15 protein-coding genes are annotated in these 13,878 nt (G+C 65.2%); 10 read left to right on the forward strand and 5 right to left on the reverse strand.

Annotated features, from left to right (window positions below; all coding sequences use genetic code 11):
* Positions 1–89 precede the first annotated feature (89 nt).
* The 10 genes from QW379_00610 (at position 90) to purE (ending at position 8,540) form a co-directional block, all read left to right on the forward strand.
* Entirely contained in the window at positions 90–1,316 is a 1,227-nt protein-coding gene (locus QW379_00610; protein MEM2868911.1) for a hypothetical protein, read from the forward strand.
* A gap of 298 nt (positions 1,317–1,614) precedes the next feature.
* The gene (locus QW379_00615) at positions 1,615–3,426 is read left to right on the forward strand and encodes a hypothetical protein (GenBank protein MEM2868912.1); all 1,812 of its coding nucleotides are present in this window, start codon (positions 1,615–1,617) and stop codon (positions 3,424–3,426) included.
* Positions 3,427–3,635: 209 nt separating this feature from the next.
* Positions 3,636–4,319, forward strand: a complete 684-nt coding sequence (locus QW379_00620) for an isochorismatase family protein (GenBank protein MEM2868913.1) — start codon at positions 3,636–3,638, stop codon at positions 4,317–4,319.
* Between the two features lie 244 nt (positions 4,320–4,563).
* Complete coding sequence (locus QW379_00625) at positions 4,564–5,595, forward strand: NAD(P)/FAD-dependent oxidoreductase (protein ID MEM2868914.1); 1,032 nt, start codon at positions 4,564–4,566, stop codon at positions 5,593–5,595.
* 49 nt (positions 5,596–5,644) lie between these two features.
* On the forward strand, positions 5,645–6,592 hold the full coding sequence (locus QW379_00630) for a radical SAM protein (GenBank protein MEM2868915.1): 948 nt from the start codon (positions 5,645–5,647) through the stop codon (positions 6,590–6,592).
* Between the two features lie 107 nt (positions 6,593–6,699).
* Entirely contained in the window at positions 6,700–7,155 is a 456-nt protein-coding gene (locus tag QW379_00635; protein ID MEM2868916.1) for a hypothetical protein, read from the forward strand.
* The gene (locus QW379_00640; protein ID MEM2868917.1) at positions 7,152–7,283 is read left to right on the forward strand and encodes a hypothetical protein; all 132 of its coding nucleotides are present in this window, start codon (positions 7,152–7,154) and stop codon (positions 7,281–7,283) included. The genes QW379_00635 and QW379_00640 overlap by 4 nt, the downstream gene beginning before the upstream one ends.
* Positions 7,284–7,293: 10 nt before the next feature.
* A complete protein-coding gene (locus QW379_00645; GenBank protein MEM2868918.1) occupies positions 7,294–7,527 on the forward strand; it encodes an Lrp/AsnC ligand binding domain-containing protein in 234 nt (77 codons plus the stop codon).
* A 9-nt stretch (positions 7,528–7,536) separates the two neighbouring features.
* Positions 7,537–7,854, forward strand: a complete 318-nt coding sequence (locus QW379_00650; protein ID MEM2868919.1) for a hypothetical protein — start codon at positions 7,537–7,539, stop codon at positions 7,852–7,854.
* Positions 7,855–8,033: 179 nt separating this feature from the next.
* Positions 8,034–8,540, forward strand: a complete 507-nt coding sequence (purE, locus tag QW379_00655) for a 5-(carboxyamino)imidazole ribonucleotide mutase (protein MEM2868920.1) — start codon at positions 8,034–8,036, stop codon at positions 8,538–8,540.
* A 144-nt stretch (positions 8,541–8,684) separates the two neighbouring features.
* On the opposite strand, the gene QW379_00660 is transcribed toward purE, so the two are convergent.
* The 5 genes from QW379_00660 to QW379_00680 all read right to left on the reverse strand — a co-directional run.
* A complete protein-coding gene (locus tag QW379_00660) occupies positions 8,685–9,641 on the reverse strand; it encodes a hypothetical protein (protein ID MEM2868921.1) in 957 nt (318 codons plus the stop codon).
* Between the two features lie 11 nt (positions 9,642–9,652).
* Positions 9,653–10,924 (reverse strand): DUF58 domain-containing protein, encoded by a 1,272-nt coding sequence (locus QW379_00665; GenBank protein MEM2868922.1) that lies wholly within the window; start codon positions 10,922–10,924, stop codon positions 9,653–9,655.
* Positions 10,925–11,003: 79 nt separating this feature from the next.
* Entirely contained in the window at positions 11,004–11,954 is a 951-nt protein-coding gene (locus QW379_00670; protein MEM2868923.1) for a MoxR family ATPase, read from the reverse strand.
* 303 nt (positions 11,955–12,257) lie between these two features.
* Entirely contained in the window at positions 12,258–13,601 is a 1,344-nt protein-coding gene (locus QW379_00675; protein MEM2868924.1) for a DUF4350 domain-containing protein, read from the reverse strand.
* A 77-nt stretch (positions 13,602–13,678) separates the two neighbouring features.
* A partial coding sequence (locus QW379_00680) for a hypothetical protein (GenBank protein MEM2868925.1) occupies positions 13,679–13,878 on the reverse strand: 200 nt, incomplete at its 5' end.

The raw sequence follows: 13,878 nt of genomic DNA on the forward strand, positions 1-13,878 counted from the left end.
TGTCCGAAAGGCGGTCGGGAAGAGGTGTTGGGGCAGAGCGCACGGAGCCTTCCTCCCACCGCCCTCCAAGCTGGCGGTCCGGGTCTGGTTTGCTCCGGGTCGCCGGAGCGGTTCTGGCCATCGCTTCCGCCGCCGTGATTCTAATCGCCGCCCTTCTGCCCTGGGCCGCCCTGAATGTCGACACAAGGCTCGGCCCCGTCCCCGTGAGTCTGAGGGCCGAGGTTTTCGAGTACGGCGTGAGCTACGAGGCGAATCTGGAGGGCGCGGGGCTGATCGGGGGAGGGGCCGTCCCCTCAAAAATCAAAGACAGCAAGGTCTTCCTGACGGGCCTCGGTGACTTTCAGGAGACCATCGGCTTCGTCAAGGGGACGGTGAAGGAAAAGGTCAACTACGTAACATCCTACACATGGCCCCCGCCCCAGAACGGGACGGCTGAGACCAGGCTCACGACCTTCGTCCGGACAATTCCGTGGTGGCCGGTGGGAATCGAGCAGGAGGCGGGGGTGAGGGTCGAGCTCCTCTCCGCTTCGAATGTCTCGGAGCTCGTCATCGAGAGGGTCTGGCTCGAGCTCCGCAGGACGGAGGGCGGCCGAGAGCTCTCGAGGGTCGTCTGGAGCGCCTCGCCGAGCGACGCGCTGAGGAGGCCCGGGGACGGGAGGAGTTACTCCGCCGGCGTTGCCGTGGACGGCGACTACGGCGAGTTCCGGCTCGTCGCGGGCGTCCACCTCCACCTGCGCGACAGCTTCAACAACTCGAACAGGCTGGGCGAGGGAGTCTATAGGGAGCTGGCCTCGCCCCCGAGGAATATAACCCTGTGGACCATGGGCACCTCCACGACGCTGAGAATCGGCCTGATGCTGATTGCCCTCCCGCTGAGCGTCGCCGCGGCGGCGCTCGTCGCCGCCTCCATCGCCCCCCTCTATCTGAAAAAGCGATGGGCGTGGAAGCTCTGCGCGGCCGGCTCCGCACTGGCCCTCCTCGCCGTGGTTTTCTACGTCCTCGGCGTTCAGGCGCTCATCGAGCTGACGGGCTACGGGAGGTGGTTCTCGTGGTCGCCGGCCTTCTGGCTGGCGGCGGCTGGTTCCGTTCTGACGATTCCTCCCGCCGCGCTCCTCTTCGTCACAAGAGCGGCGGGGGCCGAGAAGACAGGCATAGGGAGGGAGGGGGCGGAGCGCGGGGAGAAGAACAGTCATGGAGCGAAAGGGGGGCCCGGCGATGCCCCGGCGGGTATGAAGAGGGACGGGGCGGAGGGAGACGCAAGGAGGGAGGAGGGGAGGGGGGGCAGAGCTGGGAGAGAGGGAGGGAAAGGCGGCTAGTGGAGTGAGGGTGTGGAGAGGTGGCGGAGGGGTTGGGGAAGAGAGTGCACGCGAGGATAAGACGGATGGGTCAGGAGAAGGCGGGGCTCCCGGAGCTTCAGGCGGAAATCACTGGCGAATGCGTAAATATTAGGGCTCATCCAATGTAAAACCCGCGGCTTTCCAGCCTTTCCCTTGCGAATCGACGAGCCGGCCCTCGCTTGGAGTTATTTATGCCCCCGGCGGCTAGACCGCCCCACCAACAAAGTTAATAAGGACGAGCGGGTTTAAAAGGCGGGGTGATAGGGCGGAAGCGTCCTTGAAATCGGTGCTGGGGGCGCTCGCGGTCTGCGCGCTACTCTTCAACACCGCCTATGCCTACACGAAGCTCGGTGCTGGGGGCGGGGGCTGGCTCGGCGCCGGGAGCGGCGATGGAGAGGAGGACTTGGGGAACCTGACGGTCACAGTCCCGCAGCCACGCCTCTACGACCTCATCACCTACGAGTACAGGGTCTACGCCCAGCTCTACTGGAGGAACGAGAGCTCCGGCGAGTGGGAGGACTACGAGCTGACAGTGAGGGGCCAGCTCAGGAGGGCTTGGGCCGGTGTGAAGGAGGCGAGGGACGGCTTCTGGGAGCTCCACTCGGCGGCGGAATACGACATTGACACCTCCGGGACGTTCCAGCTATACACCGCCTCCAGCGGCGGCGAGCCCCTGACAATAGGGGGGAGCCTCGATGCGAAGAGGAAGGAGTTCCACGAGCTCAACACCCGCAGAATCATCAACTCCTACACAACCGGCTCGGTCGAGATCGACCGCCTGCCGAGGTACAACGTACCCCTGAGCTTCAGGGGGAAGGCCGATGCCTACCCGGACCCGAACAGGGAGCTCGAGGAGACGGTGGACGAGAAGCTCTTCGCCCGCGGCCAGACGCTCCGGCGGGGCGACAGCGGCACATTCACGATCGACACCTATTATGAAGAGTACAACTTCACCATCGGCACGAGGTACAACTGGTCCGTGCCCTCCGCTCAGAGAATCGCGGGCCTTAAGGCCCTGAGAATCGACGTCTGCGCGGACCTATTCGGGCAGGAGGCGGGGAACAGCAGCGAGAGCTTCTTCTGGTTCAACGAGAGCATATGGATATCCAGCGAGTGCCCATTCCCGGTTAAGAGGCACAGCCTGAGCAACCAGACTTGGTACGACAGGGACCAGCAGGGCAACGTCTATATGACTCGCTTCGTGCTCGAGACCGAGAACACGATGGCTCGCGGGGGATACACCGCCGGCACCGTGCCGATTCCGTGGGGAGAGCCAGCGGAGACGGTTTTTGCGAAGCGGCACCCGAGGGGCGAGTTCTCAGTTTGGCAGACCGCTCCCCTCGACGGCGTCGGCATCACCTCCAGCAGCTTCGACTTCGGCATCGAGGAGGCGATTGAGGAGGCGAAGAAGAATTCGACGGGTCTGCAGGACTTCCTGAACAGGTACAGCTACCCGGGGAGGAGGGTCTTCGTCTCGGGCGCGCAGTACAACGCCTCTCTGGACCCGACAGACGTAAACAATAAAGCCGGCACCTACAGGTGGAACCTGACCTTCAGCTTCCAGCCCACGAGGGCGGAGTACCAGGCCGCGCGCGAGAGGGGCGAGAGCAACTTCAGCTATAGCATCGTCGTCATAAAAAACGTGACCAGAAGGCTCGTCGGTCTCAAGACGGTCTACACGGAGCTTGTCCAGATAGAGCACGACTGGGGCCTGAGGAGGGGGACCTCTCAGCTCCCGCGCGAGAGGATGGCGCCCGAGGGCTGCACGCTGGCCTCGGGCGAGGACATAATGCTCCTTCACCCAGAGGTCAGGGCGAGGGTCCTAAGCTCCAGAACGGGCGAGATCGACTGGAAGGACAACAACTACTATCTGGGCGTAGCGGGGCTCGGGGGAGGCGGCGCGGGCTACCAGCTCATCGAGACCCTGACCGGCATCCAGTTCCCGAGCGCGGACTACGCCTGGTTCGTCCAGACGAACTCGCTCTACAGGGAGGGCAGCACATTCGGCGCCGCCGTGGACGTCGAGACCGGCCAGCTGGTCTACGTTCTGGACGTCGAGGGGACCGCCCTCCTCGGGATATTCGGCTGATTTTTTCCGGCCCTTGCGAAAATGGTACGGGCGGCAGCGCATGGGGGGCCGCCTCTCCGGGAGGGCGATGGGGTATGGGGGTGTCCGGCGGAGGTTGCCTGCGCCCGCGCTGCAGCGGTGGGTATCGTGGCCGGAATTCCGGAGGACCCGGGCGGAAAGTAAATTATGGCCTCAGGTCGTTCCGGCGCCTCGCAGGGCGGGTGTGGGTGATGGCGGAAAGGCCCTATGTAACCCTCAGGAATATCGACGAGCGGACGCGGGTCTGGAGGAGGGCGCTGGCGAGATACAGTAGGCATCCCTATTCCATCGAGCCGCAAGGAGCCGCGCTGCTCGTGATAGATATGCAGCGCTACTTCACATCGCCTGAATCTCACGCGTACCTCCCGGCCTCAGAGGCGATTCTGCCGCGCCTGCTCGCACTCGTCGGCGAATTCAGGAGGAGGGGGGCGCCCGTCATATTCACCCGCCACGCCCACAGGAGGGGCGACGAGGGCCTCATGGGCGTCTGGTGGAGGGAGTGCATCTATGACACGGACCCGCTCAGCGAGCTCGACCCAAGGCTCGAGAGCCGGGGCTCTCCGGTGGTGCGCAAGACGCGCTACTCGGCGTTTTTCGGAACCGGTCTGGAGCGCAGGCTCCGGCGGCTTGGGGTCGGGACCGTCTGCGTCTCCGGCGTCATGACGCACCTGTGCTGCGAGACCACAGCGCGAGACGCGTTCATGCGCGACTTTCAGGTCGTCTTCCTGATGGACGCGACCGCGACCGAGGACGAGGCCCTGCACCTGTCGTCGCTGAGGACGCTAGCCGACGGCTTCGCCGAGGTCCTGAGCTGCGAGGAGCTGATGGAGAGGCTGGGGTGGACCGGGCGGGGGCGGAGGACAGGAGGTGGATGAGAGCCCGGGAGGGACGGGGCGCGCACCGGGTGGTGTGGGGGAGAGCGGAGCGTGATGGAGGAGCGGCGGAAGGAGCGATGGGTGGCGTGGGAGGGGGGAACCGGGGAAGAAAATGGCGGCGGGAGCGGGGGAAATTCGGCGGGCAGAAATGGGGAGGGGGCCTGCGGAGTGCGGGGGCGGGGCGGGGGCGCCGGAGCCAAGCTCGAGGATGGGGGAGGGTAATGCGGCGGTGGAGAGGCGCCGGATGGGGGCCGGACGGGCGGGGGGGAGTGCGGCGGTGTGTGGGGGGAATCGGAATGCTGCGCCGGACGAGGGGAGGGCGACGGCCGTGAGGCCCGCGCGCCGGAGCGCACGCGCGTTCCGGGCCCCGCGGAGCGAGATTCTCGACGCCATCGTCGTCGGCGCGGGCCCCGCCGGACTCGCCGCCGGGGTCCAGCTCGTCAGGAGCGGGCTGGGGGTGATCGCGATCGAGCGGGGCAGGCCCGGGGGCCAGCTCCACTCGGCCTCCCTGGTCGAGAACTACCCGGGCATTTCCCCGATGCCGGGACGCCGCCTCGCGCTGAGGCTCGCCGGCTGGGCGCGGGCCGCCGGTCTGCGAATTCTCAGGGACGAGGTCCTGCGCGTCAGCGGGAGGGGGCCGTTCACTGTCGAGACGCGGCGCGGCATGAGGCGCGCGAGGGTTGTGGTCGTGGCTGCGGGGGCGGGGCCGCGGGGCCCCGGGGAGCTCCCGTCGGTTTACGGACTCGAGAACCTCAGGAGATACAGGGGGAGGCGCGTGGTGATTATCGGGGGCGGCGACGCCGCATTCGACTGCGCCCTGCGGCTGTGCCGGGTGGCCTCGCGGGTGAGCGTCGTCTGCCGCGGCAGGCCCTCGGCCCTGCCCCTGCTCGTCGAGAGGTGCAGGCGCGCCGGGGTCCTTCTCATCCAGTCCGCGCCCCTGAAGGGCGTCTCCCGGACCGCGAGGGGCTTCAGGGTGGAGACCGCGGCCGGGGAGCTGAGCGCCGACGATGTCCTCACGGCAACGGGTAAGGAGCCCAGAGAGGAGATTCTGCCCCTGCCCCTTTCGGAGCTCAGGCCCCACCCCCTGACCGGCAGGACGGGGGTTCCCGGCCTCTACGTCGTCGGCGACCTTTCCGCCGGCAGGTACAGGCAGGTCGCGGTTGCGGCGGGGATGGGCGTTGCGGCTGCGATGGACGCGGCGGAGTTCCTGGGCGCGGGAGGGGAGGGCTGGGGGAAGGAGGAGGCGAGGCGCGGACCGGGAGGAGGGAGGATTTGACCGGGAGGAGCAGGGACAGGGGAAGGGACCGGGAGAGGGGGAGCGGCGAATGACGATGGAAGCCGGTGGAGGAGCGGCCGCGATGATGGACATCATCCACGAAAACGGCAGGGAGGGTCTGGCGAGGGTCTTCGTCGCGCGCTTCAGGGGCGACGACCGCCTCCGGGCGGAGTTCGTCGACTCTCTCTCCGGGAGTCCCTCGATAGAAGAGAAGTGGGTTGCGATTCTCTCGTCGCAGTTCGGCTGCCCGGTCGGCTGCCGCTTCTGCGACGCCGGCCGCGCCTTCCACGGGAACCTTACTGCGGATGAAATTCTCGCCCAGCTCGACTTCCTGGTGGGGAGGCACTGGCCGGACATGCGGGTTCCGGCGAGGAAGTTCAAGGTCCAGTTCGCCAGAATGGGCGAGCCCGCGCTCAACCCGGCGGTGCTGGAGGCGATGGAGCGGATGGCCGGCAGGTACGGCCGCCCGGGGCTGATGCCCTGCGTCTCGACGGTCGCGCCGGCCTCCGCCGGCCTCTTCTTCGAGCGCCTCGCCGGGCTGAAGCACCGGCTCTTCGAGCGCTCCTTCCAGCTCCAGTTCTCGGTGCACAGCACCGACGAGCGCGTCCGGGACTGGCTGATTCCGGTGCGCAAATGGGGTCTGGAGAGAATCGCGGGCTACGGCGAGGATTTCCACGGGGGGACCGGGAGGAGGGTGACGCTCAACTTCGCCCTCTCCCCCGGCCTGCCGGTCGACGCGGCCGAGATCGCCTCTCTCTTCGACCCCGCGCACTTCGCGGTCAAGCTCACGCCGGTCAACCCGACCGAGAGCGCGCTGGGAGCGGGCCTCGTGAGTCCTCTGGCGCCGGAGCACACGGACGGGACCCACCCGCTCGTCAGGGAGCTCCGGAGAGCGGGGTTCGAGGTCATCGTCAGCGTCGGCGAACTCGAGGAGAACGAAATCCGGAGCAATTGCGGGCAACTCGCGATCGCACCCCCTACAAAACGATATATCTAACGGGACATTCATCACGATGCGCGCGGACCTGCGCTTACGAGGGCCCGGCGCTGGACCGGGGAAGGAGCAGGGCGCGCCGGCTTGGCTCCATATGGAGGTTGCCGGTGATGACGGACAGGGGTGTCGCCGGGGAAGACGCTGTCGGCAGTAAAGAGGGGGTTTGGGAGCGGCTGGGGGCGGAGGAATCAGGCGAGGGGCCGCGCGGGCCCCCGAGAATCTCAGAGGAGCGTCTCGCGGGGCTGGTGTTCCTCTTGTCGCTCCTCGTCTCCTTCGTTTGCCTTCTGATTTTGACCACCGTCCACTACGGACCGCCCGGCCCAGTCGGAATCGCCGCGCTTCTCGTTGTCTCTGCGCTCATCGGATTCATGGGGCGAAGCTCGTTCATCCGGAGGCGCGCGATGGTCCGCCGGAGGCTCGGGCTCGAGAGGATACTGGAGATGAGGCGCGCGGAGAGGGAGCGCGGGCTCGGGAGACGTAAAGACGGGAGGCTGGCGGAGTCGGAAGGGGAGCGGCGGGGGCCGCGGGGCGGTCGGGAAGGGGGGAGGGGGGAGGGGCGTGAGTGAGCTCGCTCGGCCCCCGCGCGAGCGGAGCGATAGGGCTTGGCTGGACGCGAAGGCCGGCGGGAGCTCCCCTCACGGGCGCAAAGGCGCATGTAGAAACATTTATAGCCACCGTCACGGTTCATGGGTGAAGGTGAGGGAATGGCAATCGGCTTCGTTCTTATTAGCACCGCGCCGGCGAAGGAGCACGACGTCTACACGGAGCTGAGCAAGGTCAAGGAGATTGTCGAGCTCCACCCCCTGTTCGGGGAGTACGATCTGATTGCCAAGGTCGAGGCTGAGGACTTCAACCGCCTCGGCCAGATCGTCGTCGACAAAATTCGCTCGATACCTGGCGTCATAGACACCAAAACCCTGACCGGAATAAAGTTCTGAGGTGCTGCCATGGCCGACGTTGTGTTTCTCGACCTCTTCCTGAGCATGCTCGTTCTCGCGTTCGGAATATTCTCGATTCTCGCGGGGGCCTTTACCGCCTACTTTGGTACTGGAAGGAGCAGGTCAATAGGCGGGGGTCTGATAATTCTCGGATTGGTCGGCGTGATCATCCTGCTCTGGTTCTCGGGTCTCTTCGGAGCCTCGTCCAATCCGCCCATCGACTGGAATTCGGACCTCGTCATCGGCGGCTTTCTCGCGGTCGTGGGGGCGATAATCGGAGGCCTCGCGGCGCTCGGAATATTCCTGGTCGCGATAATGAAGTCGTGAGGGCGGACGTCGCGGCGAGGGCCTCAGTCATGGGAGAGCCCGGGTGGAATTGGGGCGGGCCCGGCTGTGTGTCCTCGAGAGCGCCATTTGAAGGGAAGCGCGGGGGATGTTGGGTGGGACCTGTGGGTTTGGCGGCGCAGGGGACCTTTTTTAGCAGGGGGTGAGGGGGTCGGGTGAACATGCCCGGCGTCATGATACTCATCGGTAGCAGATCCGACCTCCCGGTGGCGAAAAGCGCCGCGGAGACCCTCGCCAAACTTGGAGTTCCCCATTCGGTCCACATCGCCTCTGCGCACAGGAGCCCGGAGCGCCTGAGGAGACTCGTCGAGAGCTCGGACGCCGAGGTCTTCATTGCGGTCGCCGGCCTCAGCGCGGCCCTGCCTGGCGCAGTCGCCTCACGCACGATTCGGCCCGTGATCGGAGTCCCCGTCAGCGGCAAGCTCGGCCTCGACGCGATTTTGTCCGTCGTCCAGATGCCGCCGGGAGTCCCGGTCGCGGCCGTCGGGCTCGACAGCGGTGCCAACGCAGCCCTCCTCGCGGCCAGAATTCTCGCCCTCTCCGACCGACAGCTCGCCGCTAGACTCGAGGCCTCGATGCGCGAGATGGAGGAGGGGGTGGCGCGGGAATCGGAGGAGCTCGAGAGGGAGCTCGCGGGCGGGGGGGCTGGAGGGGGCGGCGGGGGCTAGGATGGCGCTCGCAAGTACCATCGATTCAGGCCGCGCACTGCGCCCCCTCTGGAAGCGCTCAAATGGCTCGAAAGTATGGGGCCTGTGGGACTCGGCCCGGGAGTGATTTAAGTCGGGGCCCCGCCCGCGCCCTGAAGCCCGGGACTACTTCGCCCTCGGCGGCGGCGCGGTTGCCGAGAGGCCAGTGGGCGCGGGCTCCTTGCCGGGCGTGAATACCTGCGCCGAGGACGCGACCTCGGGCTTCGGGGCCGGCCTCGGGCCCGCGACGGCCATCAAGCCCTGGGCGTACTCCCTCCTCCCTCGAACGAGCGAGATTCCCACGGCCGCGAGGACGAAAACAACGCCCTCGGCTATGGCGAGTCCGTAGACGGAATTCATCTCCGCGCTCTTACCGAACTGGACCGGGAAGGCCGCCTGCATGCCCATCTGGAGGCCCACGATGCCCGCGGTTATGCAAACGATTACGATCAGCCAGACCATGCCCATCACTATGTACTGCCTGAGCACGTGGCCGTAATCGAAGTCCTTCAGGTTTTTTTCAATCGCCATCTCGCCTATCTCCCAGAACCTGCGAACGCCGTGCGTGTACTCGATGAAGAGGAGGAAGAAGATGGCGAACAGGAGGGACATGATGACCTCGACCTCGGTGATCGCCATCTCGCCAACGCTGAGCATGACGGGCCGGGCCGCCGCGCCCGCAACCATCAGAGAGACCGCGAGGATTGTGGTGATGTTGTTGAGCCTCCTGTTCCTCTGGTTGATGATGGCGATGAAGCCGCAGACGATGGCTCCAGCGGTGAGGCCGATTCCGACCACGGACTCAACAAAGAACCCGCCCGAGGCGACGAAAGAGGTAAGGATGCTCATCGACGCGGCGATGAACATGAATATCAGGGCCAGAATTCTTATGGTCCCGATCTCCCTGTATCGCTCCGCGACGTTGACCGGGGGCCTGCGGGCAGGTGCCTCGCCGGGCGGCGGCGCGGGCGCCGCGGGAGCGGTTGGCCTCGCCGGAGGCGCCTCTGGCGGTGGCGGCGGGCGCGCGGTGGGGGGCGCGGCCGCCGGGGGTCTCGGTGCGGGCGGTGGTGGTGGAGCTGCCATCTGTCTCACCCTCAGATACGCTTGGTCTCTCTCAGCACGGCCAGCAGGGGCGTCTTGGGGTCCCAGTCGATCACATTCGCGCCGTATCCCCTGAGGTCGGAGAGGAGAATCTCCCTCTCCAGCTTGAGAATCTCATAAGGCAGCGGGTCTCCGATGCCCTGCCGGGTCTTCGCCCGGGCCGCCATCTCGAACTCTATCGAGGAGGGGCAGATGATGATCACGGGGTACTCGAGCACCCTCAGGGTGCTGACGCCCTCCGCGAATGTGTCGTCGCCGTCGAGGCTCGAGATTATTAGTATCGGTGAGCGCTTGGGCAAGAAGGGCGCGGTATAGTCGACCACGCCCTTGAACGGCAGGTTTCCCTCAGGCTTCGCGCCCGCGAGCGCAGTCAGGACCTCGAAGAGTTGCTTCTGGCCGCTGCCCTGCTTGATCGTGAGGAGCTTCTCACCGTAGACGATCAGCCCCACGCTGTCGCGCCTCTTGAGGAAGAAGTTCGTCAGTGTTGCGGCGGCCCTCGCGCCGTACATTATCGCGTTGTTGGCCTCGGTGCCGTATTTTGAGAACTCCCTGGAATCGAGGATTATCACCACGTCCGACACTGCCTCGACCTCGTGCTCGTTGACCAGAAGCTTCCTCTTGCTCGCGTACTGCTTCCAGTTGATGTTCTTGAACGGGTCGCCGGGGAGGTAGTCTCGGACCAGGAAGAACTCGGAGCCCGGCCCGGGCCTCTTCACGGGCGTTGCGCCGGGGTAGAGTTTGAGCGAGCGGGCTTTGATGGTGATGTCCTTGATCTCCTCGATACGCGGGAAGACGGTGATGTTCTGGACATCCTCAATGTTGACCTCTTCATAGAAGAGCGCATATACGTCTTGCGAGCGGAGGGAGACGGGGCCGATCTGGTAGATTCCCCTCAGGGGGGCGACTATCCTGTAGCTGATGGTGGTCTTCTCCCCGCCCCTCAGGTCAACGATCAGGTAGTTGCTGCCGTCGCGGACGTCGAGCTGCTTGGGCACTTTGTCCCTGACCTCGAGGAAGCCGGTTCTCGTCAGGCTCTTGTTGTGTAGCGAGAGCTGCACGGTTATGTCGCCGTCCTCGAAGAGCTTCTCGCTCGAGAGCCTCCTCTGCGGTATGACCCTCGAGACTCTCACCAGAAAAAGGCTGACGAGGAGATAGGAGAGGAGCGCGACGCTCGTCATCTCGAGGGCGAGGTTCCTGAAAACGAGACCGAGGAAGGTCAGCGTGACTGCTAGTCCCAGCACCAGCACGCTCTTCTTGGTCCACATCTGAGTTCACATCCCTCTGTTTCCGCGCGCGGACTTTGGCGGGGGGCCGGGGCGGGCCGGCCCCCCCGGTCGGCCGCGATTACACGGCCGGGACGGGCACTTCCGCCAATATCTTCTTGAGGATGTCCTCGGGCAGCACGCCGCGGATTCTGGGCTCGGGCTTCAGTATCAGCCTGTGCTGGAGCGCGACAACCGCGACGAACTTTATGTCGTCTGGTGTGATGTAGTCCCGTCCGTTGATGACGGCGAAGGCGCGGCCCAGCTTGAACAGGGCCAGCGAGCCCCTCGGGCTCGAGCCGACCAGAACCCTCGGGTCCTCTCTTGTCCTGGTCACGATCTCGACGATGTAGGTCAGCAGGGCCGGGTCGACATGGACCTTCTCGACCACCTGCTGCATCTCGATGACCTTCTTGGGGTTGGTGATGACCTCGAGGTCCACGTCGTCCTTGCGCCTGAGCTCCCTGCGAATCAGAATCTCCTTCTCCTCCTCGCGGTTGGGGTACCCGACCGACATCTTCACCATGAACCTGTCGACCTGAGCCTCGGGCAGGGGGTAGGTCCCCTCCTGCTCGATCGGGTTCTGGGTCGCCATGACGATGAATGGCCGGGGCAGCTTGTGGGTCACGCCCTCGATGGTGACCTGCTTCTCCTGCATCGCCTCGAGCAGGGCGGCCTGCGTCTTCGGGGGCGCTCGGTTGATCTCGTCGGCGAGGAGGATGTTGGTGAATATCGGGCCGGGCCTGAACTTGAACTCGTTGTCCTTCTCGTCGTAGACGTACGTCCCCGTTATGTCTGCGGGGAGCAGGTCCGGCGTGAACTGGATGCGCTTGAAAGTGCACCCAAGCGCCTGTGCGAAGCAGTTCGCCATCAGCGTCTTGGCGAGCCCGGGGAAGTCCTCGAACAGCATGTGGCCGTTGGCGAGGATGGTGGTCGCGACCTTCAGGAGCACCTCGCTCTTCCCGATGATCGCCTTGGACACCTCGCCCATGAGGGCGCGGGCGGTCGTGGCGACCTCCTGTATCTCCGCCATCGTGGCTCCAGGAGCTCTCGGCATCGCCGGCGCCATTCTGGCTGGCGGGGCCGCGGGCCTCGGCGGGGGCGGCGGTGCGCCCGCCGGGGGCCTCGGCGGAGGCGCTTTCGGAGCGGGTGCGGGCATCGGTCTGGGTGCTCCCGGTGCTGGCCCGCTGGGGGCTGGCCCGGGACCCTGCGCGCTGGCTGGGTTTGGTGCCTGCGGGTTTATCATTTTCCTCACTTCCTTTCCTGTCTCTCCTTCGTCAGCAATCCCTTGATTTCGGGACATTCAGTTATGCTTCTCCCCTCCTCGCCACATCGCCTATCCCTTCCCCCACGCTCTCAGCTTCGCAGTGAGGGCGCGAATCTCCTCCGGAGTATAGACCCTCTGCTCGTTCAGCAGAAGCTCGTTCAGGTCGTGGTCTCGAACCATCTGAGCGATCTGGGCGGGCTTGAGGGCCCTCAGCTCGTCTTGGGTGAGGCTGTGAGTCGCCCTGACCTTGTTCAGCAGCGCCTTGCGTAGCCTCTCGACCTGCTGGCTCCTCGTGTCCGGAAGGGTGGCGCGCCTGTATATCGAGGATATGTCGAACTTGTGTATCCAGCTCTCCTTGTCCTTCGCCCTGACCACCACCACGGAGAGAATCAGCAGGATGCCTATGGACAGCAGGCCGGCCATCAGCGGGTCCGAGGTCACCACGGTGATCGCCTTCACGCTTCCGTAGACGGCCGAGGTGTAGCCCGAGGACTGCGGGTGCCGGCTCTCGTCGAAGAGTATCTTGCCACCGGCGGGGAGCATGTCATTCACGAGCGCCAGAATGAACTCCTGGTTGCTCCCGCTCATCACATTGAGGTTGAAGCCCTTGTAGCTCTTGGTCCCCGGGGGCAGCTGCATCTTGGCCTCCAGGTCGCCGAGCCTGAGGAGGAGGTTGTTCTGGAATATCGCGGTGTCGGCCACGAAGACTATCCTCCCGCCCTTCTGGGCGTCGGGGTCGGTCAGGCGGTTGAGCTCGACCTTAACCACCGTCGGGATGTACTCGTGGGCGTCGCCGGGAGTGATCAGCCTGTCGCCGTCGCGGTCGACGTAGCTCTTCTCGCTCCCCCTTGCGATGAGAGTGTATATATATGGAGCCTTCGTCAGGTTCTCGTAGGAGAAATTCGCGAGCCCGGTGGGCTTGCTGAACATGAGCAGGTACTGGTTGAGCTTGAACTCGGCCAGAATGAGGGGGAAGCTGTTGTTCTCGACATATTTCTCATCGTACATCTGCTGCCCGTAGAATGTGACTCCGTACTCGTTAGAGAGCTCGTCGGCGTAGCCGAAGTCGTCGGCGATGATGACCCGGCCGCCCTGCCTGACGAACTCCCGAATCGTCTCCCTCTCCGCCTCCGTGTACTGGACCTCGACGCCGACGGCTATGTAGAGGGTCTTCTGGGGCTCCTTGATGTTCCTTAGGAGGGTCGGGCTCCCGACTATGCTCATGACCTCGAAGTTCTTGTCGCCCTGCAGAATCTTCTGGAGGCGGTCGCACTGGTTCCACCTGCCAGACTTTTCTGGGAAGGCCTGGAGTTGTGACTCGTGTTTGGCGGCCGGCGCCAGCGCGGGCGCGATGACATAGCCCAGGACGACGCCGAGAAGCAGGAGCAGCGCCACTATCCTCTGCAGCCTCATTCGCCCACCCTTAAAGCGATTTTACTATATAACCTTTTAAAGCTCACTCCCGGTCTCACCCCTTCCTGCGCTCCGGGCTATCTCCCTTCCCCCCCTCCCCCTTCCTTCCTCTCCTGCGCCCCGGGGCCGCCCTTCTGGGCCTCGCCGGGCCCACCCGGCGGCTCCACGGGCGTCCCCTCGACGAGCGGGATATCGATGTCCTCGGCCTTCTTCAGGCCCTCCTCGCTCTGGATGTATATGTCGGGCTCTGCCTCCTCGGGCAGCGCCTCGGCCTTGT

This window comes from Thermoplasmata archaeon, assembly GCA_038851035.1.
In the GTDB taxonomy this organism is placed as follows: domain Archaea; phylum Thermoplasmatota; class DTKX01; order VGTL01; family VGTL01; genus JAWCLH01.

Excerpts from the sequence above, each read along its gene's own strand:
- QW379_00635 (MEM2868916.1), top strand. The coding sequence starts at position 6,700 with ATGACGGACAGGGGTGTCGCCGGGGAAGACGCTGTCGGCAGTAAAGAG.
- QW379_00670 (MEM2868923.1), bottom strand. The coding sequence starts at position 11,954 with ATGGCGGAGATACAGGAGGTCGCCACGACCGCCCGCGCCCTCATGGGC.
- QW379_00675 (MEM2868924.1), bottom strand. The coding sequence starts at position 13,601 with ATGAGGCTGCAGAGGATAGTGGCGCTGCTCCTGCTTCTCGGCGTCGTC.
- QW379_00665 (MEM2868922.1), bottom strand. The coding sequence starts at position 10,924 with ATGTGGACCAAGAAGAGCGTGCTGGTGCTGGGACTAGCAGTCACGCTG.
- QW379_00650 (MEM2868919.1), top strand. The coding sequence starts at position 7,537 with ATGGCCGACGTTGTGTTTCTCGACCTCTTCCTGAGCATGCTCGTTCTC.
- QW379_00630 (MEM2868915.1), top strand. The coding sequence starts at position 5,645 with ATGACGATGGAAGCCGGTGGAGGAGCGGCCGCGATGATGGACATCATC.
- purE (MEM2868920.1), top strand. The coding sequence starts at position 8,034 with ATGCCCGGCGTCATGATACTCATCGGTAGCAGATCCGACCTCCCGGTG.
- QW379_00620 (MEM2868913.1), top strand. The coding sequence starts at position 3,636 with ATGGCGGAAAGGCCCTATGTAACCCTCAGGAATATCGACGAGCGGACG.
- QW379_00660 (MEM2868921.1), bottom strand. The coding sequence starts at position 9,641 with ATGGCAGCTCCACCACCACCGCCCGCACCGAGACCCCCGGCGGCCGCG.
- QW379_00645 (MEM2868918.1), top strand. The coding sequence starts at position 7,294 with ATGGCAATCGGCTTCGTTCTTATTAGCACCGCGCCGGCGAAGGAGCAC.
- QW379_00625 (MEM2868914.1), top strand. The coding sequence starts at position 4,564 with ATGGGGGCCGGACGGGCGGGGGGGAGTGCGGCGGTGTGTGGGGGGAAT.